The sequence below is a fragment of the Humibacter albus DSM 18994 genome, from assembly GCF_000421825.1.
In the GTDB taxonomy this organism is placed as follows: domain Bacteria; phylum Actinomycetota; class Actinomycetes; order Actinomycetales; family Microbacteriaceae; genus Humibacter; species Humibacter albus.
In genome coordinates, this window is the sequence record NZ_ATXT01000015.1 from 152005 (window position 1) to 177926 (window position 25922).

At 70.2% G+C, this 25922-nt stretch carries 15 protein-coding genes; 1 reads left to right on the forward strand and 14 read right to left on the reverse strand.

Features of this window, described 5'->3' with window-relative positions; all coding sequences use genetic code 11:
• The first annotated feature begins 318 nt into the window (after positions 1 to 318).
• The gene (locus H623_RS19175) at positions 319 to 3855 is read left to right on the forward strand and encodes a glycosyl hydrolase family 95 catalytic domain-containing protein (RefSeq protein ID WP_022900836.1); all 3537 of its coding nucleotides are present in this window, start codon (positions 319 to 321) and stop codon (positions 3853 to 3855) included.
• Positions 3856 to 3932: 77 nt separating this feature from the next.
• Here H623_RS19175 and H623_RS0110185 read toward each other — a convergent pair whose 3' ends face one another.
• The 14 genes from H623_RS0110185 to sucC form a co-directional block, all read right to left on the reverse strand.
• The gene (locus tag H623_RS0110185; RefSeq protein ID WP_022900837.1) at positions 3933 to 5747 is read right to left on the reverse strand and encodes an ABC transporter ATP-binding protein; all 1815 of its coding nucleotides are present in this window, start codon (positions 5745 to 5747) and stop codon (positions 3933 to 3935) included.
• Positions 5744 to 7537 carry an ABC transporter ATP-binding protein gene (locus H623_RS19180; RefSeq protein WP_245558981.1) on the reverse strand — a complete coding sequence of 598 codons (1794 nt, stop codon included), beginning with the start codon at positions 7535 to 7537 and terminating at the stop codon, positions 5744 to 5746. The genes H623_RS0110185 and H623_RS19180 overlap by 4 nt, the downstream gene beginning before the upstream one ends.
• A 487-nt stretch (positions 7538 to 8024) precedes the next feature.
• Complete coding sequence (locus H623_RS0110195) at positions 8025 to 8210, reverse strand: hypothetical protein (protein ID WP_022900839.1); 186 nt, start codon at positions 8208 to 8210, stop codon at positions 8025 to 8027.
• Positions 8211 to 8554: 344 nt separating this feature from the next.
• Complete coding sequence (locus tag H623_RS0110200; RefSeq protein ID WP_033371785.1) at positions 8555 to 9025, reverse strand: hypothetical protein; 471 nt, start codon at positions 9023 to 9025, stop codon at positions 8555 to 8557.
• A 7-nt stretch (positions 9026 to 9032) separates the two neighbouring features.
• Positions 9033 to 11732, reverse strand: coding sequence for a PEP/pyruvate-binding domain-containing protein (locus H623_RS0110205; RefSeq protein ID WP_022900841.1), 2700 nt, complete (start codon positions 11730 to 11732; stop codon positions 9033 to 9035).
• Between the two features lie 57 nt (positions 11733 to 11789).
• Positions 11790 to 14753, reverse strand: coding sequence for a helix-turn-helix transcriptional regulator (locus H623_RS21060; RefSeq protein ID WP_022900842.1), 2964 nt, complete (start codon positions 14751 to 14753; stop codon positions 11790 to 11792).
• 127 nt (positions 14754 to 14880) lie between these two features.
• Positions 14881 to 15963, reverse strand: a complete 1083-nt coding sequence (locus H623_RS0110215) for a Glu/Leu/Phe/Val dehydrogenase dimerization domain-containing protein (RefSeq protein WP_022900843.1) — start codon at positions 15961 to 15963, stop codon at positions 14881 to 14883.
• Between the two features lie 301 nt (positions 15964 to 16264).
• Positions 16265 to 17473, reverse strand: a complete 1209-nt coding sequence (ddaH, locus tag H623_RS22275) for a dimethylargininase (protein WP_022900844.1) — start codon at positions 17471 to 17473, stop codon at positions 16265 to 16267.
• Positions 17474 to 17520: 47 nt separating this feature from the next.
• A complete protein-coding gene (gene purH / locus H623_RS0110225) occupies positions 17521 to 19134 on the reverse strand; it encodes a bifunctional phosphoribosylaminoimidazolecarboxamide formyltransferase/IMP cyclohydrolase (protein ID WP_022900845.1) in 1614 nt (537 codons plus the stop codon).
• A complete protein-coding gene (purN, locus tag H623_RS0110230) occupies positions 19131 to 19727 on the reverse strand; it encodes a phosphoribosylglycinamide formyltransferase (RefSeq protein WP_022900846.1) in 597 nt (198 codons plus the stop codon). Before purN ends, purH begins: the two co-directional genes overlap by 4 nt.
• Before the next feature lie 463 nt (positions 19728 to 20190).
• Positions 20191 to 21855 carry a cell division protein PerM gene (locus H623_RS19190; RefSeq protein WP_022900847.1) on the reverse strand — a complete coding sequence of 555 codons (1665 nt, stop codon included), beginning with the start codon at positions 21853 to 21855 and terminating at the stop codon, positions 20191 to 20193.
• A 65-nt stretch (positions 21856 to 21920) separates the two neighbouring features.
• Positions 21921 to 23405, reverse strand: a complete 1485-nt coding sequence (locus H623_RS19195) for a hypothetical protein (RefSeq protein WP_157560941.1) — start codon at positions 23403 to 23405, stop codon at positions 21921 to 21923.
• A 253-nt stretch (positions 23406 to 23658) separates the two neighbouring features.
• On the reverse strand, positions 23659 to 24561 hold the full coding sequence (sucD, locus tag H623_RS0110245; protein WP_022900849.1) for a succinate--CoA ligase subunit alpha: 903 nt from the start codon (positions 24559 to 24561) through the stop codon (positions 23659 to 23661).
• 27 nt (positions 24562 to 24588) lie between these two features.
• On the reverse strand, positions 24589 to 25752 hold the full coding sequence (gene sucC / locus H623_RS0110250; protein ID WP_022900850.1) for an ADP-forming succinate--CoA ligase subunit beta: 1164 nt from the start codon (positions 25750 to 25752) through the stop codon (positions 24589 to 24591).
• Positions 25753 to 25922: the final 170 nt, after the last annotated feature.

Sequence of the window (25922 nt, forward strand, 5' to 3'; positions counted from 1 at the left end):
AAGGGCCGTGGGGCGGACTGGGTGCTATCGCTAACAGGAGCTGCAGCGGGAACGCGACCCGGTAACACCACCCGTGTGGCGATGCTAAACGCCGGGAAAAATGACGTCAACAAGGTCGACATAATCAAAATCGCGCTCGGCTGCATCACCGGGTGGTGAAGCCTGGTGTTATCGATGCCAGAACGGTTACAGTGTCCTCACGCCCGAAGGACGACGCCGTCTGCGCTGAGCACGACCCGTGTGAGACGACGGTTCGCCGCGGCCCGAAGCTGACGCTGTGCACGACCTCCACGCTTTCAACGACGAAAGGAAAAGCACGTGAATTCGAGACGACGCGCCGCGAGCGCGTTGGTGTCCGCCGGGGCGGCGCTCGCCCTCGGCCTCGGGGCGGTCACCGCCGTGGGTGCCGTTCCCGCGAGCGCCGCGACCGCCACCACGACGGCGTGGGACGGCTCCTCGTTCCAGGTCGACACCAAGGGCGCGCTCTCGCGCTCGGACATCGTGCTCGGCTCGGCCCCGACCGAGGACACGCAGTCGATGCCGCTCGGCAACGGCACGCTCGGCGTGGCCGCGTGGGACGGGGACGGCTTCACCGCACAGCTCAACCGCGTCGACACCATGCCCGACCGCAAATCGCCGGGGCAGGTCGTCGTTCCCGGACTCGCCGCGCTCACCGGCGCTGCCGACTACACCGGGCGTCTGTCGCTCTACGACGGCACACTCGTGCAGTCCGGCGACGGGATGACGGCCACGACATTCGTCTCCGCGAAGAAGGACGAGCTCGTCATCGACGTCACCGGCGCCGATCCCGACACAGCACAGACCGCCACGCTGAAGCTCTGGGACGGCCGCACGCCCACCGCGAGCGCCGACGGCACGCTCGGCACGCTCGCCGAGACGTGGAAGGACACCCGCGGCGAGGGAGCGACGGGTGACACCTACGGCACGCTCGCCGGCATCACGGCGTCGGGACGCGACGTCAGGGCGAGCCGCGTGGATGACAAGACGGTGCGGATGACGTTCACGCCGAAAGCCGACGGCTCGTTCCGCATCGTCGTCGCCTCCCCGCACTACGTTGGCGGTGACGCTATCCAGGCGGCCGCGGACGTACTCGGTTCCGACGCGACCGCGCCGCTGAGCGACCTGACCATGCCGCACCTGAAGTGGTGGCACGACTTCTGGGCGAACACCGGGGTCATCACCATGGACAGCTCCGACGGCTCGGCGCAGTACATCGAGAACGTGCGCAACGTGGCCTTGTACGCCGCGGCATCCGAGGAGCGCAGCTCGATCCCGGGTTCCCAGGCCGGCGTCGCCGACCTCTTCAGCTACTCGGAGGACTCGCATCAGTGGGATCCGTCGGCGTACTGGCACTGGAACATCCGGGCGCAGACCGCCGCACTCCTCGTCGCCGGAGACACCGAGCTCACCGACTCGTATTTCGCGCTGTACCGCAACGACCTGCAGGCCATCGAAGACTGGACCAGCGAGCACATGACCGGTCACGACGGCATCTGCATCCCTGAGACCATGCGGTTCAGCGGGCAGGGCTACGAGAACGAGACCTGGCTGGGCTCCCCCGGTCTCAATTGCGACGACTCGTCGGGCGGCTACTACAACAAGCGCACCATCACCACAGGTGCCGAGGTCGGCCTCAACGTGTGGCTGCGCTACCGGCTCACCGGTGACGAGGACTTCTTGCAGCAGAACTATCCGCTGATGGAGCAGGCCGCGAAGTTCCTGGTGTCGTACGCCACGGTCGGAGACGACGGCAAACTGCACACGTACCCCTCGAACGCGCACGAGACGCAGTGGGACGTGCACGACCCGACCACCGACCTTGCCGCGATGAAGTCGCTGTTTCCTGCCGTCATCGACGCCGCGACCGTCCTCGGGAAGGATGCCGACCTGGTCTCCACCCTCAAGGGCGACCTGGACCGCATTCCCGACTACGCCACGACAGGTTCAGCCGGAAGCGACGTGATCGCCGACTCGTACGACCCGAGCGCCGGCATCATGAACAGCGAGAACATTGGTCTCGAACCGGTGTGGCCGTACGGGCTTATCGGCGACGACTCAGGGGATGCCACGGCGTTGGCGACCCGTACCTACGAGAACCGTCCGAACAAGTACGTGAACGACTGGTCGTTCGACGCGGTGCAGGCGGCGCGCCTCGGGCTGCGTGACGAGACAGAGGCGGCGCTGACCGAGCTGACGAAGAAGTACCAGGTCTTTCCCTCAGGCCTCGGCAACCTCTATGGATCCGTCGGCAAGGAGACGTACGTCGAGCAGGCGACGGCGGTCGCACTCGGCGTGCAGGAGTCGCTCGTGCAGAGCTACGACGGCACCGTGCGCCTAGCACCGGCGGTGCCGAGCGACTGGACGGTCTCGGGATCGCTGCAGATCCCCGGAGGTACCGCGCACGTGCAGACCACAGGAGGAAACGTGACGACGGCCGTGGTCGACGCGAACGCGTCGACCACCCTGAAGGTGCGCAGCCCCTGGCAGGGCGAGAGCGTGCACGTGCTCGCGGTGTCCGGCGGAATGACGACCGAGGTCGTGAAGGCCACGACCGACGCGACGCTGAGCATCCAGGCGAAGAAGGGCACGAGCTACGTCATCGAGCGCACTGCCTCCCCGACCACGGATCAGAAGTTCGCGGCCGTCAGCGGCACCACGGCGAACAAGGTGAAGACGCTCGGCTCGCGCACGATCGGCATCCCGGGTCCCGGTGAGCCGCTGGACTCGCTCGCGGACGGCTATGACAATGTGGCGATCACCGACGACGCGAACACGACCGGTGGCAACATCGACGGCGGCGGGAGCGCGTCGATGTCGCTGCAGGCACTGGCCGCGGTCGGCGCGGAGTCGGGCAAGACCGTCAGTTATGACGGACTCGACTTCGCGTGGCCGGAGTCGGGCTCGCTGCAGCCCGACAACATGATCAGCGCGGGCCAGACCGTGACGGTCGGCGAGAAGGCGAAGCGCGTCGGGTTCCTCATCACCGGCACGTACGCGCCGACCGGCGGTGAGGTCTCCGGCGACGCGATCGTGCACTACGCCGATGGCTCCACGAAGAAGATCACGCTACACGCGGCGGACTGGAGCGCGACGCCGCTCGACGGCACCACCGTCGCGCTGCAGCCGGCGTACGAGAACCGGGCGGGCAACACGCAGTACGACCACCCGGCGCACGTGTACTACCTCGGCTTCGACCTCGACGCGGACAAGACGGTGACCAGCATCACGTTCCCGAAGGTCTCGCCGGCCACGCCGAGTACCGTGCCCATGCTGCACGTGTTCTCGATGGCATTCGAGGATGCCCCGAGCACCGGCGGTGACGCCACTCCCGCCATCGACGCCGCCGGCTCGGTCGCAGCGGGTGACACGCTCACCGTGAAGCTCAGCGGCTTCACCGCCGGAGCGAAGGTGGAGGTGACGCTGCACTCCGATCCCGTCGACCTCGGCTCGGTGACGGTCGGCGACGACGGGACAGGCACCCTGAAGGCGACAGTCCCTGCCGGCGTCGAAGCAGGCGACCACACGCTGCAGGCCGCCGTGGACGGCGACGTGCTGGCGACCACCGCCATCACGGTGACCGCGGCGGCGGGTTCCGGTGACGACGGGTCGGGTGACAGCGGGTCGGGTGACAGCGGCACGAGTGACAGCGGCACGAGCGGCGCCGGATCCGATGCGAGCGGAACGACGGCGGACGGCTCGGGAACGTCCGACGCGGCACTCGCCTCCACGGGCAGCGACCTCGGCGGGCTCCTCGCCGGCGGGGTCGTCCTGCTTCTGGCCGGTGCCGCACTCGTGCTGGTGCGTCGCCGCGTGCGCAGCCGGGTGAACGGCTGAGCGTGCGCGGCTAGCGCTGCGCGGCTGGTCTCACCGCGAAAGAAGGCCCCGGGCGTGCGCCCGGGGCCTTCGTCCTCTCACACCAGCGAGTCCCGCCAGGCCGCGTGCAGCTGGGCGAAGCGGCCGGTACCGGCGATGAGGTCGGCAGGCGAGCCGTCCTCCACCACCTTTCCGTGCTCCATCACGAGCACCCGGTCCGCGATCGCCACCGTGGAGAGGCGGTGCGCGATGATCAGCGCGGTGCGGTCTTTCAGGAGCGTCTGGAGGGCATCCTGCACCAGACGCTCGCTCGGGATGTCGAGCGAACTCGTCGCCTCGTCGAGGATGAGCACCGCCGGGTTGGCCAGGAACGCCCGCGCGAACGAGATCAGCTGGCGCTGCCCCGCTGAGACGCGGCCGCCGCGCTTGTTCACGTCGGTCCCGTACCCGTCGGGCAGACCCTCGATGAACTCGGCGGCACCGACGGCCTCGGCGGCCGCACGGATCTCGTCGGAGGAGGCATCCGGCTTGCCGAGCGCGATGTTGTCGGCCACCGTTCCGGAGAACAGGTACGCCTCCTGCGTGACCATGACGATCGCGCGGCGCAGGTCCTTCGGGTGCAGGTCGCGCAGGTCAACGCCGTCGAGCGTCACCGACCCCTGGGTGGGGTCGTAGAAGCGTGCGATCAGCTTGGCCAACGTCGACTTGCCCGCCCCCGTCGAGCCGACCAGCGCGATGGTCTGCCCCGACGGCACGTCGAGCGTGAACTCGGGCAGGATGACCCTGTCCTTCTTGTACGCGAACGTCACGTCGTCGAAGCGCACGTGGCCCGTCGCCTGCCACAGGTCGACCGGCTTCGCCGGATCCGGCACGCTCGGCTCCTCCTCCAGCACGCCCGAGATCTTCTCGAGCGCCGCCGCCGCCGACTGGTAGGAGTTGTAGAACATGGCCATCTCCTCCATCGGATCGAAGAACCGCCGCGTGTACAGGATGACGGCGAGCAGGATGCCGATCGGCAGCGCTCCCGTCGCCACCCGGAAGCCGCCCACCAGCAGCACGACGGCCACCGTCACGTTGCCGATCAGCACGAGGCCCGGATCGAAGATCCCGAACAGCTGGATGGTCTTCGCGTTCACGTCGCGATAGTCCTCGACGAGATCGCCGAACTCCTTCTCGTTGCGCTTCTCCTTGCGGAACGCCTTGACGGCGCGGATGCCCGTCATGGTCTCCACGAAGTGCACGATCAGCTTCGCCGACGCCACACGCGAGTACCGGAACAGCACCTGCGAGCGCTTCTGGAACCACCGCGTGAGGAAGTACAGCGGTACCAGCGAGCAGAACAGGATGACGCCCGACACCCAGTCGTTCAAGAACATGAACACGGCGATGAAGCCGGAGTAGAGCACGCCCTGCACGAGCTGGTTGATGCCGGAGTCGAGCAGTTCGCGAATCGAGTCCAGGTCGCTGGTCTGCCGCGAGATGATGCGGCCCGACGTGTACGACTCGTGGAATTCCAGGCTCAGCCGCTGCGTGTGCAGGAAGACCCGCTTGCGCAGCTCGAACAGGATCGCCTGGCTGATGCGCGCGGACATCACGGTGTACCACGACACGGTCGCCGCACCGACCACGCCGGTCACGAGATAGGCGACGCCGGTCAACGCGATCGGCCACCAGTCCTGCGTCTTCAGCGCAGAGATGCCCTGGTCGATGCCGATGCCGATCAGCGTCGGCCCGATCACCTGCGCGAGCGTGGAGACGACGATGACGACCATCGCGAACACGACCCGGCCGCGCAACGGACGCAGCAGTGAGCCGAGCAGGCGCAGCGACCGCCGACGGATCTGCCGGGACTCCTCCTGGGAGAAGTCGTCGCGCTCCTCGCCCGCGACTCCTTGAACGGTTGCGGTGCTCACAGGCTGTGCCCTTCCTCGAACCGGTCGGCGCCGTAGCCGCCGACCGTGGCCTCCTGCAGTTCCTCGTCTTCTTCGTCGTCCTCGAGGCTCGAGATGACGAACCGGTAGTGCTCGTCGGATGCCAGCAGCTCGCTGTGCGTGCCGACTGCCGTGATCCTGCCGTCCTGCAGCAACGCGACCCGGTCGGCGAGCATCACCGTCGACGGGCGGTGCGCCACGATCAGCGCGGTGGTGGACGCGAGGACACGCCGAAGTGCGGCCTCCACGAGGGCCTCGGTGTCGACATCCAGGGCCGACAGCGGGTCGTCGAGCACGAGCACCTCCGGGTTCGCGGCCACCGCGCGGGCGAGCGCGAGTCGCTGCCGCTGGCCGCCGGAGAGGCTGAGCCCCTCCTCGCCGACCAGTGTGTCGACGCCCTGCGGCAGGTCGTACGCGAACCCCGCCTGGGCCACCTCGAGCGCCTCGGTGAGCACGGCATCCGCCGCCTTCACCGTCTGAGGATCGTCGCCGGCGAGCTCGGCACGGCCGAGCAGCACGTTGTCGCGCACGGACGCCGAGAACAGCGTCGCGTCCTCGAACGCCATCGCGATGTGCGTGCGCAGCTCGTTGCGCGTGAGTTCCCTGATGTCGACCCCGTCGAGCACGATCGAGCCTCCCGTGACCTCGTAGAGGCGGGTGGTGAGCGCGGTCAGCGTCGACTTGCCGCTGCCGGTGAGACCGACGAGCGCCATGGTCTCGCCGGGCTGCAGCTCGAGATCGATGCCGTCGAGCAGGTCGGGGTAGCCCGCGGGCGTGTCGGGGTAGCGGAAGTGCGCATCCCGGAACTGCAGCCGGCCCCGCGGGTTCACGACGGTCTTCGGAGCTTGCGGGTCGCCGATGGTGTTCGCCGTGTTCATCACGTCGAAGAACCGGTCGGCGGCCGTGCGCGTGTCGAACGTCATCGAGAGCAGGAAGCCGATCGACTCGATCGGGAACCGCAACACCGTCGCAGTCGCGAAGAACGCCAGCAGCTGACCCGCCGTGAGCGAGTTCGTCGAGACGAGCCACACGCCCACCACGAGACAGACCGCGAACGCCACGTCGGGCACCAGCAGCAGCCACAGCCAGATGCCGGCCACGGCCTTCGCCTTCGCGATCTCGGTGCCCCGCAGGTCGTTCGCCTGCTTCTCGAAGTTGCGCAGGGCGTGACGGCCACGGCCGAACGCCTTGAGCACGCGGATGCCGTGCACCGACTCCTCGACGGCCGTCGCCAGGTCGCCCGCCTGGTCCTGGCTGCGCCGGGCGATCACCGAGTAGCGGCTCTCGAACACGTAGCCGTAGATCCAGAGCGGCACCGAGCACGCCATGAAGATGACGGCGAGCAGCCAGTTCCAGGCCAGCAACACGATGAAGCCGACGATGATCGTCATGATGTTGACGAAGAGCAGCACGAAGCCGAAGCTCAGCCAGCGCCGGATCAGGTTGAGGTCGCTGACGGCACGGCTGAGCAGCTGGCCCGAGGGCCAGCCGTCGTGGAAGCTCACCGGCAGATCCTGCAGCTTCGCGTAGAACGAGTTGCGCAGGTCGGCCTCGACCTTCGTGCCCGGCGTGAGCACGAACCAGCGGCGCAGCGAGATGAGCACCGCCTCCGCCACGCCGAGCGCGAGCACGAGCAGTGCGGAGGGGATGACCTCGGACGGGTCGCCGTCCTTCATGGGCCCGTCGACGAGCGCCTGCAGCACGATCGGGATGAGCAGCGCCACGATGGACGCGCCGATCGCCGCCACCATGCCGAGGTAGATGCGCGACATGGCGGGTTTCGCGTACGGGTAGATGCGCGCGAGCGACGCGAACGTGCTCAGCCGCCGGCCTCCGCCGGCGTGCGTGGCCGCATCGGCGTGCGTGACCGCATCGGCCGGCGAGGGGGGATGGGTCTGCGGCGCCCGGCCCGGCTGCTCGGGTGGTGCCTGGTTCTGTGCCTGAGAGGCAGACATGGTTCACCGTTTCGTGTGGAAGGTGGATGGTGTGCGATTCGTGGAAAGCCTTCTGACGGCATCCACGGGCGGTCGGACCGAGAGTCGTACCGGTGATGGGGCCGGTGGTCGAATCGATTCGCCGCGGTGAAGGCGAGACTCGTGCTGCTCGCCCGAGGAAGAGGTCCGTGCCGCCGCAGAGTCCGACGAATCGGCGGATGCCCAGGGCGGGCCGGACTTTCACGCGCGGTCGTGGGGCTTCCGCGCCGTCGGTGTCGTGTGCTGAGGTGCTCGAAAGGACCGGGAGCTCCGGCCCTGCGGTGCGCTAGCCGATCGCGGCCGGCACCATCCCCAGGACGACATGCCCCCGAATGACCCCGGAGACGACCCTGCGCCGCACAGAGGGCGCTTCCGGAAGCGCCCTGCCGAAGACGGTCGAGGAGCCCGTCGGTGCGACGCGTACCGCGATTCCGGCCCGCAGCTGCGGCGTGATCTCGGTCTTCGTCAACATGGCGCCCTCCTCTTCTTTCCGCCTCCGTGCCCTTGCACAGCGTGATCACGCACGCTGCCCGGCCACGGTCAGCTCTCCGGATGCCGCTCACGGTTCCGCGGCCACCCGCAAAGCGGATGCGACCCGGCGACGACGCCGTGGGGCCGAAGAGCGACAGCAGATCAGGCTATACCCGTCATCGGGCGCGTTGCAACGACCGTTCTTTGCCGGACGGGAACACGAGCCGGCCCGACGGCAACCGGGTGCGGCGAGAACTGGGTGTGGCGAGAACTGGACGCGGCGACGGCCGGCGAGTCACGTTCACCGCGTCTCGCCGGCCGTCGCCGGTGTGTTCTCCGATCCGTTCAGCGCAGCGGATGCCGCACCCTGTCGATGGTCAGCCACACGAATCCCCCAGTGATCACCATGCCGTCGAAGGCGTGCAGCGCGCCGAACCACGGATTCACGCCGAATCCGAGCCCGACCAGCATGCCCTGCACCACGAAGAGCAGGACGGCCAGCACGAGCGGGATCACCCATGACTTCCAGCCCGCCCACGCGATCAGCCCGCAGATCAGCAGGAGCACCGCCAGGTACTGCAGCACCTGTCCCGTGACCGCGTGCGGCACGAACGCCGCGCGGTCCGCCGCCTCGTCGCCGGCGTGCTCCGTTCCCAGCCAGAACCCGTAGGCGGCGAACGCCACCTGCACCGCGCACACCGCCATGCCGACGATCGCCCCGATCCGCTGTACACGGTCGGCGACGATGCGGTACGGGCGCACGCGCGCGTCCCGCTCCTGAACTCGGGCCGTTCCTTCCCTCGTTGTCGTGCTCATGATCTGCTCACCTTTCCCGTGATCCTCGTGAAGAGCCGTTCGGCGGCTCCTGCCTCCCGGCGTCGCACACCTCTATGCGCCCCGCCGAACCGTCGACCGTCACCGACATGCCGGTGCGCAGCGTCGTCGTCGCGCTCCCGGTGCCCAGCACGGCCGGGATGCCGTTCTCCCGCGCCACGATCGCCGCGTGCGACAGCGGGCCCCCGCGGTCGGTGACGAGCGCGGAGGCGATGCCGAACACCACGCAGAGCGCCGGATCCGCCGTGCGGCACACCAGTACCTCGCCCGCCCGCAGGTCGCCGGCGGAACCGGCGTCCGCCAGCACGCGCACGACACCGGTGCACCGGCCAGGCGACGCCGGTACACCGCTCAGCACAGGTGCCGGCGCGGGTTGCTCCTCACGGCTCTCACGACCCGACTCCCCGTTCCGTCGGGCAGGGGCGACCGGTGACGGCGTGCGGGCTCCGGCGCCAGGTCCCGCGTCCGATCGCGCCCACAACAGGGCGCGGTTGAGTTCGCGTGCGCCCGCGGGGAGCCCGCGCAGGTCGGGTGCCGGCGACACCGGACCGACGACATCCCGACCCGGATGCGCGCGCACCCAGGCGCGCTCTCCTGCCGCGCGCGCCACGAGACCACGCAGGTCCTCGGCGCGGGCGGACGCGGTCGCCGTCCCGTTCATCGCGGCGCACAGAGTGTCGAAGTCGAGCTGAACGGCGTCCTCGCGCCGACCCAGCGCGCCACGGGCGACGAGCCGCCTGCCCGCCTCCAGCGCCGCCAGGCGCAGAAGGCCGCCGAACGCGGCACCGGTGCGCTGCGCCACGTCGTCGCGCACACCGTAGGCCGCGCGTGCCCGCTCGAGGATCCGCGTGAACCGAGCGCGCTCCGGTTCCCGCAACGTCAGCAGCGCCGAGCGTTCCGCCTCGGCCGCCGTCGCGCTCGGAGCATCGGCCGTCTCGCGGCCGTCTCTGTTCAGGGCGTCCACGAGCAGCCGTTCCAGCAGCGCGGGCCGTTCCCAGAACACCGGTGCGCCGGGGTCGTCGCTCATGCCGAGAAAGGCGTACCGCTCGCACCAGCCGGCCAGTCGCGCGGCGAGGCGTGGCGCGGCATCCTTCAGGCGGTCCAGCACCTCCCCCGGGGACAGAGCCAGCACGGCACGACGTTCCCCCTCGCTCGTGGCCGCCGCGAGCTCACGGAGCGCTCGAGTCGGAGCCGCGCTGGCCGGCGAGGCACCGGCCAGCAGCTCCATCGTGCGCGGCTCCGGCCAGTTCAGCGTGCGGTCGCAGAACGACGCGAGGTGGTACATCCGCACCGTGACCGGCACGGTCAGCGCGAAATGACGCGCCATGGCCCACTCGGCACCCTCGTGCACCGCCTGAAGATGGTCGGCGAGCTCGGCATCGGTGAGCGCATCGAGTCTCACCTGGCGCAGCTCGGAGGCCCTTCGGTCGCACTCCGGCCCGATCTCGTCGCGCCACCTGGCGAGTGCCGCGTCGATGGCATGGTCGGAGACGGCGCGCCTGGCACGTCGGCACGACTGCCTCAACGACGGCTGCACGCGGGCGAGCACGGCGAGGAGCCACCAGGGCGGCGGTGCGTCGCCCGCATGGCCCGGCGTGTGCATGCAGAGGTAGACCTCCCCGCCGATCGATCGCGCCTCGACACGGTCGATCAGCGCTCCGGCGGAGGCGAAGGCATCCGTGAGACCGGTGGCCACCAGGTCACATGCCACCGAGGCGCCGAGAGCGGTGAACGGGTCGGCGTAGCGTTCCGCGTCCTTGATCCAGGTGCGCCCGGTCGGCAGGTCTCGCACGGGCTCGATCGGCAGCGCCGTGATCGGCCGCGCCTGCAGCACGACGAGGCCGCCGTCGACCAGCGCCCACTCCACGTCGTGCGGAGCGCCCCTGTGCTCCTCGATGCGCTGGGCGAGCCGCGCGACCTCGCTCGCCTGCTGCGACGTCAACGCTCCCAGCGACACCGCGGCCGCGCGCGCCCCGTCGTCGGTCACCGTCCATTCGTCGGGCTGCACCGTTCCCTGCGCGACCGCCTCGCCCACGCCGGGCACCGCCGACACGAGCACCTCGTCGCGCGCACCGGTCACCGGGTTCGCGGTGAAGGCGACGCCGGCGACGTTCGCACGCACCTGACGCTGCACGAGCACTGCCAGCGGAGCGGATGCCTCGCCCCCGTACGCCCCGATCCTCGCGTCGAACGCGCTCGAGAAGCACCGCAGCACGGCGGCTCGCAGCGCCACGGGCCCGCGTACGCCGAGCACGCTCTCGTACTGCCCGGCGAACGAGGCGTCGGCGCGGTCCTCGGCGACCGCGGAGGACCGCACCGCGAGGGTGATGTCGCCGAGCGCGGCGGCGATCGACTCGATCGCGGCATCCACGTCGGCGGGCAGATCGTCGCATCCCGTGAGCCAGCGCGACCGGTGCCCCGGTCCGTCGGCGACCACCGCGCGAGAGCCCGCGGCGTGCTGACCGCCGATGAGCGGACTGCCGGCACGCGACCACGCCGCCGCGCGACGGAACGCCGCGGTCGTCAGAACGACGCCCTCGGGTACGGCGAATCCGTCGCGGGCGAGTTCGCTCAGCACCGCCGCCTTCGAGCCGACAAGCGCCGTGCCATGGTCGCAGGCCGCCGCCAGAGTGACCGTGAGCGGCTGCGACGGCGATGCGGGCTGCGAAGTCTGCTGCGCTGGAGTCATGGTGCCTCCCTCAATCCGCATTCTTCTCGCGGCGGCGGGCGGCGTACATCCGTAGTTCTACGTATCCGCTGCTGGGCGCGAGGCGACGGAGCCCGAGTCGACCAGCCCCGAGTCGACGAGGTAGCGCGTGAGGCCCACTCGCGACCGGAAGCCGAACCGCGCGTACACGTGCTGCAGGTGCGTGGTCACCGTGCGCGGGCTGATGTACAGACGGTTCGCGACCTCGGCGTTGCTCAGCCCCGCCGCCACGAGGCGCGCTACGTCGAGCTCGCGAGGGCTGAGTGCGCCGGCATCGGAGGCACCGGAATCCACACCGGCACGAGCTCGTTCCCGGGGCGTCTCTCCGAACTCGGCGAGCAGCGCCCGTCCTCGCCGCGCTTCCGCCACCGCTCCTGCCCGGCCCGCGAGCTCCGCGCCATCGCGCAGGCGCGCGACGGCCCGTGCGGAGTGCTCCCGCAGGCATGCGGCCGACTCCAGCCGTGCCCGCGCCGCTGCCCTCAGCAGTCCGAGCTCGACGAAGCCGTCGCCGGCGAGATCGAAGTCATCCGCACGCGCTGCCTCGCCCGCGCTCCCCCGCCAGGCCCTCAGCCATGCGGCCAGTGCAGCGGGGAGCGCAGTACGGCATGAGAGGATGCCGGCCACCCGCTCCTCAAGTACGTCCACTTCGCGCTCGTGCCCGGAACGCGCCAGCGCCTCCCCGAGCACGGCCATCCCGATCAGGGGCAGCCATCCCGCGACCGGGTCACCGAGGGCTCTTAGCCGGCGCGGCCTCGCGTCCGGCCGTCGCACCGGCTCCGGCTCCCACAGATCGGCCGCACCAGGCGCGCCGCCTTCGGCGAGCGCGACGGTCACCTCGGCCAGCTCGACCAACGCGAACACGTTGCGGTCGCTCTCGAGGTCGTCGGCGTGCTGCAACGCCTCCACGACCGCGGCGTGCGCCGCACGTACGCGGCCCACATGCTCCAGCACGAGAGCGTGGGCACTGAGCGCGGCCACCATGCTGCGCGGCTCTCCGGCTCGGGTCGCCACGTCCACGGCATCCGAGGTCATTCGCAACGCCGCATCGCCATCACCACGTGTCAGCTCGGCGATCGCGATCCTGGTGCGCGGCCACGCGATGAGCACCGGGATGCCCGCCGCCAGCTCCGCGCTCGCCTCGCTGTGCCTGCGCAGTGTCGCCATGTCGCCCTGGGCGGCGGCCGCGATGGCGAGCTGGTCGTGTGCGCGCATCTCGAGCAGGATCTCCCCGCGACCGGCCACGATCGCGAGCCCGCGCGCACACAAGGTCTCGGCACCCACGAAGTCCGTGCGCATCAGCGCCGCTGCTCCGTTCACGAGCGCGGCCCGTCCAGCCAGCAGAGGCGAGCGCATCCGGTCCGCCATCCACTCCAGTCGATCGGATGCCGCGCGCAGCTCCTCGGCGTCGCCCACGCGCACCGCGTTCACCGCCTGGGCGTGCACGAGCTCGGCGTAGGAATCCGTCGGCTCCTCGCCGGCGAACCCGTCGACGGCGGCACGCAGCCGCGCCCTCGCGCCGTCGAGATCGCCGGCCGCCCAGTCCGCGTCGGCGAGCTCACGCTCCACGACGGCGAGCCCCGCACGATCGCCGGCCTGCGCGTAGTCCTGCACAGCCGCGTTCCACTGACGCCGCGCCTCGTGGCTCCGGCCCGCCCGACGCAGTGCGCTGCCGTACTCCGCCTGCACCTCGGCGCGTGTCGACACACGCATCGCCTGGCATCGCTGCGCGACACCGGCGAGCAGCCGCAGCGCTTCATCGGTGGATCCCCACCGCAGCAGACGCCGCGCGGCCGCCAGCACCACGGATGCCAGCTCCTCCACGTTCACACCACTCCCCGCTGCGAGCAGCTCGGCGGCGCGGTCCGGTCCGTCGGGAGCGACCTGCTCATATGCGCGTGCCAGCCGCAGATGCAGGGCGTGCGCGCGTGCCGGTGTCAGTTCGGCGACGACCGCGTCGCGAAGCACGCCGTGGGCGAGCGCGAACCGGCCACCGGCATCCGTCTCGACCATTCCCGCCAGAGTCAAGGTGTCGATCGCCGCGGCGATCGCCGCGTGAGGTGTTTGCGCCGCCAGGTCGAGCACATCGCTTGCACGAGCGCCGCCCACCGCAAGCAGCTCCACGACATCGTGGGCGACCTCGTCGAGCATCGCGACGTGGGAGAGCACGCGTGCGGAGAGCTCGTCCGGCATCGGAAGCGCCCGGCCGGGCAGTGGCGGACGGGCGAGTTCCCGTCCGACGCCCACGAGGAACAGCGGACGACCGGCGCAGTGCTCGATTGCACGACGGAGCGTCTCGTCGTCGAGTCGACGGCCCGCCGCGTGCAGCAGTAGCGCACGGGCATCGGCGTCGACCAGCGGCTTCAGCTCGCATCGGTGCACGCGCCAGGATGCCTGTGCGCACGCCGCTCTGTCGCCGTGGAGATCGGCGTCGGCGTCGCCCGGGTGCGCGGTCGTCACCAGCAGCACCGTGGAGTCCGCCAGCACGGCCGCCAGGTAGTGCAGCAGTTCTCGGCTCGACTCGTCGAGAAGGTGCACGTCGTCGAGCAGGATCGCGAGCGGCCCGCGGGCGGCGAGCCGCTCGACGACGCGCGCGAAGGCGTCGAGCAGCCGTCCTCGCTCGAGCCCGGGGTCGCCGAGCGCGACCGGCTCCGCAAGGTCGATTCCGCCGAACGCGAGGGCAAGCGCGTTCAAGCCGTGCACGAGCTCCGGCCCGCCGGGCCCGCGCACGCTCGGCCCGAGCGCAGCCGCGAAGGGCGCGAACGGCGCGCCTCGCGTCGCCGATCCGGCTCTCACGCCCGTGCCCGCCCGAGCGGCCACTACGGCGAAGCCCGATCGGGCCGCCTCCGCCGCCGCCTCACGGCCCAACCGCGTCGTCCCTGCTCCGGGCACACCGCAGAACTCGAGGTACACCGGGCTGCCGCCGGCCGACTCGGCCACCGCGTCGCGCACGACGGCGAGTTCCGGTGCGCGCCCGAAGATCGCGCCGTCTGCACTGGCGGCCATGACCGCATGCTACGGCCGTCGTCGCCGTCCGGCACCTCCGTGCCGCTGGTCGGCAGTGCACCGGCGGCGTGCCGGCGACAGGAGCGCACCTGCGACCACGCAGGCGCCCCGCCCGGGCTCCTGCCGGTCAGACCAGTGCGGGCTCCGCCCGCTCGAGCCGGGCGAGAGCGAGGGACTCGGCGGCCGCGAGGGTCGTCGTGTCGTTCTCACGCGCATCCCGGAAGATCTCCGTCACCGTGTCGCCGATGCGTTCGACCCGTTCACGGGTCGCCTCGGCGGAGGAGCCCGCCCGCGACAGCGTGTCGAGGAAGATCACGCCGCCGGCGTTCACGACGAAGTCCGGCGCCCAGGCGATGTCACGGCGCTGCAGCAGCTCGGCGGCGCTCCGCTCGGCGAGCTGGTTGTTCGCGGGTCCGACGACGGCGCGAACCTGCAACGACTCGACGACCTCGCTCGTCAGGATGCCGCCCACCCCCGCCGGCACGAACACGTCGCCGGGCATGCGCGCGGCGGTCTCCGGCTCCGTCCAGGTGGCGCCGAGTCGTACGGCGAGCTCCCGCTTGGCCGGGTTCACGTCGGTCACTGTGAGCACCGCGCCGTCGCCGGCGAGACGCGTCGCCAGCAGGGATCCGACGTGGCCGAGGCCGAGTACCGTGAAGCGCCGGCCCGCGACCCCGCGGTCGCCGAACACGGCCTCGAGCGTGGCCAGGATGCCGGCGTACACGCCTTGCGCGGTCGCCTCGCTGGGCTCACCGACGCCTCCCTTGTCGGAGGGTAGGCCGCAGACGTTGGTGGTCCGCTCGGCGACGACCGCCATGTCGGCGGCGCTGGTGCCGACATCTTCTGCCGTCATGTAGGCACCGTCGAGGCTCGCGATCGCGTCGCCCAGGTCGAGCATGGCCGCCCGCTTGCGTTCGGCATCCAGCTGCGTTCCGCGCGGCAGGTAGATCACCGTCTTGCCGCCGCCGCGCTGCAGTCCGGCTGCGGCGTTCTTGTACGTCATGCCCTCGGCCAGGCGCAGCGAGTCGTAGACCGCTTCGGTCCAGTCGTCGTAGGTCCAGACGCGGCACCCGCCGAGCGCTTGGCCCAACACGGTGGAATGCACGGCCACGCTGATGGTGAGTCCGCTTCGCCCGCCCTTCCGAATGAGAAGCGTCTCGTGCGGAAGCTCGGTTCCGAACGCATCGACGAATTCGGGCATGGCGGACATCGTTGTCTCCTTCGCGTGGGCCGTGGCAACGGGGTGGTGTGTCACAGACGAACACCCGCCTCATGGGCGGGGCTTACGCTCCCATCCTGCCATGGCGGGCTCGCGCCCGCCCCGCCGAGTGCGCCGGCCCTGCCGAGTGCGCCCACACGACTCTGTCCACCCTGTGCCCCCAGCGCATTCGGGTGCACTCGTCGGCGACCGGCGGGCGTGCGCTCGCGACGGTGGGGCTGCGCTCGTCGGCGACGGGTGGCGCGGCAGAGATGGACAGGTGGGCGAGCGGAGGGTCTGAGTGCCGGCGCGCTCAGCCGACCAGGATGCTCAGGCAGGTCACGCAGCCTTCGAGCTTCTCGAACTCCGAGATGTCGACGGTGACCACGCGGTAGCCGAGGTCGGCCAGCAGGGCGGCGGTCGCCGGGGCCGCGGCGGACAGCAGAACGGCATCCGGTGCGAGCACGACGACCGCGACACCCGCGGGCTCGGGAACGGCCAGGAACCTGTCGAACACGCTCGTGTCGACGTTCGCCGGATTGCCGATCACCGTTCCGTCGGGCAGTGCCGTCACGGCCGACTTGAGGTGCAGGGCGCCGGCCACCGGCACGGCGACGACCGCATAGCCCTCCTCATCGGCGATGGCCCGCAGCTGCCGCACGCCCTCGGGGTTCGTGCGCGAGCTGCGTCCCACGTAGAGCGTGGTGCCCACGCGCAGCACGTCGCCGCCGTCGAGCGTTCCGGGTTCCTGGATGCGGTCGACGCGCAGGCCGAGATTGGTCAGCACGGCCTCGGTGCCCGGCGTCTCGCCGCGGCGGCTCTCCGCGCCGGACCGGGCGATCACGGCGCGGTTGCCGATGACCACCGCGGTGTCCTCCACGAACACGGAGTCGGGGAGCACTTCGGCGGAGCCGACCTCGACGGTGTCCCAGCCGTTCTCGGCGAGCGCAGCCACGTAGGAGTCCCACTGCTCATCGGCCTTCGCCGGGTCGACGGGCGTGCGCTCGATGTTGGTGACGATTCCGTCGGCCAGGTTCGTGGCGGGGATGCGCACCAGCGCCACCCGACGACCTGTCACGGCCGCCGTGTCGAACTGCGCGATCGTGCGATACAGCCACCTGCCGAAGGTGGGCACGAGTGCCGTCACCAGCGCGATGAAGAGAAGGTTGCGCTCGCCCGTGATGCTCCACAGGTAGGCGATGGTCGGCTTCTGGCCGTTGACGAAGAAGTAGATCATCGTGTCGAGCACCGTGGCGATGAAGCCCACGACGACGCCCGTGATCAGGGCGACCCACCACGTGTAGAGCAGGTCGAACAGGGCGGCGACCGTCAGCAGCACGAACGTGAACACCGAAGCGAGCGTGAAGTAGCCGCTCAGCGACACGACGGCCGCCCAGCCGGCGCTCGAGGCGCCGAGGAACGCTTCGTTCGAGAACACCACCGTCGCGAGATGCACGAGGAGCGCAACGAGGAAACCGGTGAGAACGGATGCCACGATCTTGCGGCTCCAGGCGACAGTCATGGTTCCGAGGTTACTGGAGCGGATGCTATGCGATCGCTGAGGGGGTCTCAATGAAAGAAGTGGCGCTCCCCGGTGAAGTACATCGTCACGCCCGCGGCGTTCGCCGCCTCGATCGCGAGTCCGTCGCGAATGGATCCCCCGGGCTGCACGATCGCCTTCACACCGGCCTGAATGAGGATCTCCGGTCCGTCCGGGAACGGGAAGTAGGCATCCGACGCCGCGACCGATCCGCGAGCACGGTCCCCGGCGCGCTTCACCGCCAGCTCGCACGAGTCGACGCGGTTCACCTGCCCCATTCCGACGCCGACGGATGCCCCGCCCGACGCGAGCAGGATCGCGTTCGACTTCACCGCGCGGCACGCGGTCCACGCGAACTCCAGGTCTGCCAGCGTCGCGGCGTCTGCGGGCTCGCCGGACACGAGCGTCCAGTCCGCGGTCGGCGTGAAGCTGTGGTCGGCATCCTGCAGCAGCATGCCGCCGGAGATCTGCTTGATCTCCGTCTCGGCCGGCGCGAAGCCGGCCGGCAGCTTGAGGATGCGCAGGTTCTTCTTCGTCTGCAGCAGTTCCAGCGCCGCCGACTCGTAGTCCGGAGCGACGATCACCTCGGTGAAGATCGGCTTGACCGACTCGGCCATGGCGAGCGTGACGATGCGGTTCGTGGCGATCACGCCACCGAACGCGGAGGTCGGATCGCACTCGTGCGCCCGGCGATGCGCCTCGGCCACATCGTCGGCGACGGCGATCCCGCACGGGTTCGCGTGCTTGACGACGGCCACGGCGGGACGTGAGAAGTCGTACGCGGCGCGCAACGCGGCATCCGCGTCGACGAAGTTGTTGTACGACATCTCCTTGCCGCCGAGCTGCTCGGCCTGCGCGATGCCGTTGCCGCCTGCGGAGACGAAGAGCGCCGCGCGCTGGTGGCTGTTCTCGCCGTAGCGCAGCGCCTCCTTGCGCTGCCAGGTCGCGCCGACCCAGGAGGGCAGTGGCGCGTCGTCGTCGGCGACCGCGTCGTCCGGCGTCTGCCCGCCGAGCCAGGTGGCGACGGCCACGTCGTAGGCGGCCGTGTGGCGGTAGGCGTCGCGAGCCAGTCGCGTGCGGAAGGCGAGCGAGGTGCCGCCGGAGGTGACGGCATCCGCCACCTCGCCGTACAACGACGGCGAGGTCACGACCGCGACGTTCGCGAAGTTCTTCGCCGACGCGCGCACCATGGCCGGACCGCCGATATCGATCTGCTCGACGATCTCGAGCGGGTCCTCCCCCGCCGCCACCGCCTGCGCGAACGGGTAGAGGTTCACCACGACGAGCTCGAACGGGCGGATGCCCAGCTCCTCCAGCTGCTTCTCGTGGTCTTCCAGACGCAGGTCGGCGAGCAGCCCCGCGTGCACCACCGGGTGCAGCGTCTTCACGCGCCCCCCGAGCGACTCGGGGAAGCCGGTGAGCTCCGACACGTCGGTTACGGCGATGCCGGCCTCGCGGATCGCGCGGGCCGTGTTGCCCGTGGAGACGAGCTCCACTCCGGCGACATCGAGCGCCGTAGCCAGCTCGACGATGCCGCTCTTGTCTGTCACCGAGAGCAGTGCGCGCCGCACCGGCACGACATCGCGTTCGCGGTAGAGGCTCGCGTCGGCGGCCGACGGTCCAGCGGAATGCGGTGCGCTCATGCGGTGGCCAGCTCCTTGAGGTCGATGTGTCCGTTGGCGATGTCGAGCACGGCCTGGATGAGCAGGCGCCGCTCCACGATCTTGATGCGGTCGTGCAGCGCGGCCTCGGTGTCGTCGGACAGCACGGGTACGCGCTCGCGCGCGATGATCGGGCCGGTGTCGACGCCGTTGTCGACGATGATGACGCTCGCGCCGGTCTGATCGACGCGGGCGGCGAGCGCGTCGCGCACGCCGTGCGCTCCGGGGAACTCCGGGAGGAACGCGGGGTGCGTGTTGATCATGTCGGGACTCAGCGCCTCGACCACCCGCGGCGGGAACAGCCGCATGAAGCCGGAGAGGATCACGAGGTCGGGCGACCACTGCCTGATCTGCTCGAGCATGGCGTCGCCCCACTCGGCACGGTCGTCGAACGACGAGTACGCCACGGTGAAGGTGGGAACGCCGAACTCCTCGGCGACCTCGAGGCCGCCGGCGTCGTCGCGGTCGCTGCCCACGGCGACGACGCGAGCGGGGAATTCGGCATCCTGGGATGCCTCCAGCAGCGAACGCAGGTTGGACCCCTGGCCGGAGACCAGCACGACGAGCGAGAGCACGTGCTCAGCCTACCGGTGCTCAGATGCGCGCCGAGCCGTCTGGCGCCGGCCGCCGTCCGCATTGCGGCCGCCGCGCGTAACTCAGGAAATATCCGGGTCAGACGACACATATATCGATGTGACCCGATATGTCCTGAAATAGTGTCCGGAGGGCGTCGAGGCCGGACCGAAGCAGGGCCGGCCCGCGCCGGGCCGAAGCAGCGCCGGACCGAAGCAGCGCCGGGCCGAAGCTGGGCCGGACCGAAGCTGGGCGGGACCGAAGCTGGGCCGGACCGAAGCAGGGCCGGACCGAAGCAGGGCCGGGCCGGAGCCTGAGCCTGAGCCTGAGCCTGAGCCTGAGCCTGAGCCTGAGCCTGAGCCTTGAACAGGGTCAGCCCGAAGCCCGAAGCCCGAAGCCCGGAACCCAGAACCCCGAACCCGGAACCCCGAACCCGGAACCCGGAACCCGGAACCCGGAACAGGGTCAGGCCGGATCGTCGGGGTCGGGCCTCTCGCGATCCGCGCCGCCGTCGTCCCTCGACCGGGTTCGGGCCTCGATCAGCGACGCCAGCTCCACCGGCTCCGTCACCGACGTGGCGGAAGAGGAGCGATCGCCGCGGAGTTCTTCGGTGTCGAAGGTGTCATCCGCATCCGCGACCCCCGCACGTGCCGATACCGCCGAGACCATCGACGCGATCGAGGCGGTGGACGGGCGCCGGGCGGGCACATAGGCGCTCGCACGCTCGGGCGCGCGCTCGGCCGCCCGGCGCTCGCGAAGGCTGAGCCGCACGTCCGCCTCGTCGGGTCGACGCCGCACCGCGATGCCGATGGCGGCGCCCACCAGCACCTCGGCACCCGCGAGCCCGCCCACGAACAGGCCGTTCGGTCCCGCCTGCTGCAGTCGGCCGGGCCCGATCGCGCCCGACGACCACCAGGCCAGCAGGCCGAGGATGCCGGCCGCGGTGGCCGCCGTCACCACCACCACGAGTGCGAGCCGGCTCGAACTCCAGCCGTCTACGGAGGCGAGCGTGGATGAGGAGCGCGGTGCGGGCATCCGCTGAAGGCGCAGCCGGGTGAGCACGCCGGCCACCGCTCCGCAGAGCACAGGCACAAGCACGGCGACGATTCCCAAGGCGGGGTCGCTCTGCGGCAGCGCGCCGAACAGCGGCACACTCGGAAGCGGCCCGAGCGTGGTCTGTGTCACATCGACGGCCGTGCCTGTGCCGAGCGAGAAACCCGGTCCGATGAGCCATGACGCGGTCCAGATCACGGCGTTCGGCAGGAACGCCAGCTGCGCCATCGTGAGAGCAGCCGCGCCGAGCACGCCAGGCTGCAGGCTCTCGTAGAGTCCGATGATCCGTCCGTAGTGCATCACGAGGAGCGCGGCGAACAACACGGCACCGGCTGCGATGATGAGAGCGGATGCCGCCACTCCCGCCCGCACGCCGGCCGCCAGTACCGCGCGCGTCGCCGGGCTCCACCTATCGAAGGGCCACATCAGGACGCGCGCGTCGCCGCGGTCGTCCCGACCGTCCCGTCCGTGGTCGCCGAGTGCTCGGCCCGTCGCGTTGCGGTCGCCGAGCACACGGCCCGTGAGACTGCCGTCCGCGAGACTGCGGTCGCCGCGCGGAGCATCCGTTCGGTCCTGCGTCTCGGCCGCGGCCAGGCCGACACCGATGCCGAGCGCGAAAACGGCGGCCGGAACCAGCGAGCCCTGCAGGAGCGACGGCACGATCGCGCCGGTGTGCGCGCTCAGCGTCACGAGCGCCGAGAGCACGGCGAACGTCACGATGCCCGCGACCGACGCGGTGAACGGGTGGGGGGTGGCCCAGGCCCGACGTCCCGTGCGCGACCCGAGCACCGCGGTCAGCAGCGCGATGCCGAGTGCCGCGATCGAGACCGTGAACACCGTGGTGCCGGCCAGTCCGAACTGCGCCGACATCGACGGGTCGAGCGTGGCGGTCACGTCGACGCCGTGTCCGAGCAGCCAGATGTCACCCGCGCCCCGCCAGTACGGCAGCCAGCTGGCCGTCACGTCGAAGCGCAGACCCCACAGCACCGTGAGCGGAACGAGCGGGATCGCCACGCCCACGCCGAGCGTGATCACCGCGTCGAGCGCGGCGAGCAGGGAGACGGTGATGCGGTTCATGCGCCATCGACCCTACCGGCGCGACGACCCGCGGCCCGGTGGGCGCGCCAGGGCCCAGGCGCCGCTCAGACGGCGGCGTCGACCGAGGTCGTGCCGTCGGCGGCCGGGGCCGCAGCGTCGCCGTCGGCCGGTGGTCGGGCCACGAGCTCCAGCGCAGCCACGACGAGCACCGCCACGACGGCGGTCCAGACGATCAGGGGCCCGGTGAGTGGACGCACGAACAGCACGATCGCCGCCGCGATCAGCGCCACGAGCACGCGCAACAGCACCCGCTGCCGGTAGATCCACTGTCCGGTCGCGCCCGTCGAGATGCCGTACTTCTCCGCTCCCCGCCGGGCGCGATCGAAGCCGTTCCCTGCATAGTGGCGCAGGGCCCGCGCCCAGCGGAAGGGCCCGCTGAACACGGTGACCACCAGCACGGTGAAGGCGAGCACCGCCACGGCGACGACGATGGATTGCACGAAACCGAGGATGCTCGCATAGATCACGCCGGCGGCATCCGCCGGGATGACGTTCGACACCGAGAGCTGGAACACGGTGCGGCCGATGGTGATGCCCGTCCCCATCAGCACCATCGTCACGCCGAGCGCGGCGGATGCCCAGACGAGCGCGATGACGCGTCTGCGCGCCACCAGCACCCCGGCCGCCAGGAACACCAGCGCGACCCACGGCAGCCAGATGCCGACCGCCACGACGAGGTTGTACAGCCCGATGTAGAGGGTCACCGCACTCGATTGGGCGATCACGATCGTCTTGTCGATCTTGGGGATGCTCTTCGCGAACGTGAACCCCTGATCGACCAGACGTTTCTTGATCGTCTCGATGATCGGCCCCAGCTGCAGCCCGATCTTGCCGTTCGGGCCCACCGTGACCGCAGCGTTCTTGTCGCCGCTCAGTGTGGCGAGGAGCTGTTTGTGCGTGGTGGTGAGGGCCTGCGTCCAGATCTGGGAGAAGGCATCCGACTGCACGAACTTGGTGACGCTCGAGGTGATCAGACTCTTGATGCCGGCCACGAGCGGCGCCTGCAGCGCGTTCAGCGCACCGGATGCTCGCGGCGGCAACCCGAGCCCGTCCAGTCCGTCGAACACGTCGGACGTGATGCCCTCGATGTCGACGTTCGCCTCGATCGCCGACACCGTCTCGCTCACCACGAGATCCTGCACCGCGGGCTTCTTCGCCAACGGCGCGAACGTGTCCACGAAGTAGCTCGTGTCGGTGAGCTCTCGCTGCGCCCAGGTGGAGACGACAGCGACCGGAGCCAGGAGCGCGCCGATCACGACGAGCACGGTGGCCAGCACGGTCCAGCCCCAGCCGCGCTTCTTCTTCGCCGCGGTGGATGCCCCACCCTTCGTCCTCGAAAACACCTCGCCTTCGCGCGTCGCCGCTTCCGCGGCCCGCGCTGCCTCGGCCGCCTCCGCACGGGCACGGGCCGCCGATGCCGCCGCGCGCGAGGACTCCGCATCGGATCGGGCGTCCTCCGCCTCGGCGCGCGCCGCTTCGACCTCGGTCCGCAATCGGGCCAGCTCCTGCTGCAGCTGCTCGTTCGTCATGCGCGCCATGGCATCCCCCCACGCTCGTGTCGCCGCGCCGAGCGGCCCCTCGGCGACTCTATGGCGGAGGCGAGCGCCGCCGGCACGCCCTGTGCGGGGATCATCCACAACAGATGACGAGCGCCCGGCGCACGAAAAGCCGCCCCGCTGCCGGAGGGCAACGGGGCGGCTTTCTTCACGCCGCTTACAGACCGGCGACAGTGCTTCCCTTACGCCGCCTACAGGGCGGCGACAGTGCTTCCCTTTACGCCGCCTACAGGGCGGCGTACAACTCGCGGAGGAGGGACGCGGTCTCGCTCGGCGTCTTGCCGACCTTGACGCCGGCGGCCTCGAGTGCCTCCTTCTTGGCCTGTGCCGTTCCGGAGGAGCCCGAGACGATGGCACCGGCGTGGCCCATCGTCTTGCCCTCGGGCGCGGTGAACCCGGCGACATAGCCGACGACCGGCTTCGTCACGTTCGCCTTGATGAACTCGGCGGCACGCTCCTCGGCGTCACCGCCGATCTCGCCGATCATCACGATCGCCTTCGTCTCGGGGTCGGCCTCGAACGCGGCGAGCGCATCGATGTGCGTGGTGCCGATGATCGGGTCTCCTCCGATGCCGATGGCGGTGGAGAAGCCGAGATCACGCAGTTCGTACATCATCTGATAGGTCAGCGTGCCCGACTTGGAGACCAGGCCGACGTGACCCTTGCCCGTGATCGTGGCCGGCGTGATGCCCACCAGCGACTCACCCGGCGTGATGATGCCCGGGCAGTTCGGCCCGATGATGCGCGTCTTGTTGCCCTTGGCCTTCGCCTGGGCCCACGCCTCGGCGCTGTCCTGCACCGGAATGCCCTCGGTGATCACCACGAGCAGCGGCACCTCGGCCTCGATGGCCTCGAGCATGGCATCCTTCGCGAACTTCGGCGGCACAAAGACGATCGAGACATCGGCCCCGGTCTTCTCCAGCGCCTCGACGACCGTGCCGAACACGGGTAGCTCGACGGCGGAGCCGTCGGCCGCGGTGTGCGACACCGTGGTGCCGGCCTTGCGCGCGTTCACCCCGCCGACGACCTGGGTGCCTGCCTTCAGCATGAGCGCGGTGTGCTTCGTGCCCTCGCCACCGGTGATGCCCTGGACGATGACCTTGGAGTCCTTGTTGAGGAAGATCGACATTCTGGGTTCCTTCTTCTTCCTTGAGTCCTACGCGGCGGCCAGCTCGGCGGCCTTGTCGGCGCCGGCATCCATGGTCTCGGCGAGCGTGACGAGCGGGTGGTTGTAGTCGGTGAGGATGCGACGACCCTCGACCACGTTGTTGCCGTCCAGCCGCACGACGAGCGGCTTGGTCGCTTCGGCGCCCAAGATGTCGAGAGCGCCGACGATGCCGTTGGCCACCGCGTCGCACGCGGTGATGCCGCCGAACACGTTGACGAACACGCTCTTGACCTGCGGGTCGTTCAGAATGACGTCGAGCCCGGCCGCCATGACCGACGCGGATGCCCCGCCTCCGATGTCGAGGAAGTTGGCCGGCTTCACCCCGCCGTGCTTCTCGCCCGCGTAGGCGACGACATCCAGCGTCGACATCACGAGGCCCGCGCCGTTGCCGATCACGCCGACCTGTCCGTCGAGCTTCACGTAGTTGAGGTCGTGCTCCTTGGCCTTCGCCTCGAGCGGGTCGGCCGCAGCCTTGTCCTCGAGCTCGGCGTGTTCGGGGTGGCGGAAGTCCGCGTTGGAATCGAGCGACACCTTGCCGTCGAGAGCGATGATGTCACCTTCGCCGGTGAGCACCAGGGGGTTCACCTCGACGAGCGTGGCGTCCTCGCCCTTGTACACGTCGTAGAGCTTCGCGAGCACGGGCGCGACCTTCTCGACCAGGTCGTCCGGGAACCCGGCCGCCTTCGCGATGTGCTTCGCCTTCGATTCGTCGATGCCGGTCAGCGGGTCGACCTCGATGCGGGCCAGCGCCTCGGGCTTCTCCACGGCGAGCTGCTCGATCTCCATACCGCCCTCGACGCTCGCGAGCGACAGGTAGGAACGGTCGGCACGATCGAGCAGCACCGAGAAGTAGAACTCCCGCGCGATGTTCGCGCCGCCGGCCACCATGACACGGCGCACCACGTGCCCCTTGATGTCGAGACCGAGAATGGCCTTGGCCGCCTCTTCCGCGTCGTCCGGGGTCTTGGCGACCTTGACGCCGCCGGCCTTGCCGCGGCCTCCGACCTTCACCTGGGCCTTGACGACGGTCACACCGCCCAGCTTCTCGGACGCCGCGCGCACCGCCTCTGGCGTGTCTGCGATGATGCCCGGCAGTACCGGGACCCCGTACTTCTCGAACAGGTCACGTGCCTGGTACTCGTAAAGATCCACTGCTTCCCAATCAATTCGCGAGTGAAATGGCAGTCGGTGCGAGCCCCGTCTTGAGGGGACTGGGCTGATGGGCACTTCAGTCAGATAGCTCGACGCCGAGATAAATTGCCACCCACCAGCCTACCCGAGGCTGGTAGCGGCTCCCTCCACGCCGACGATGCCTCCAGCCG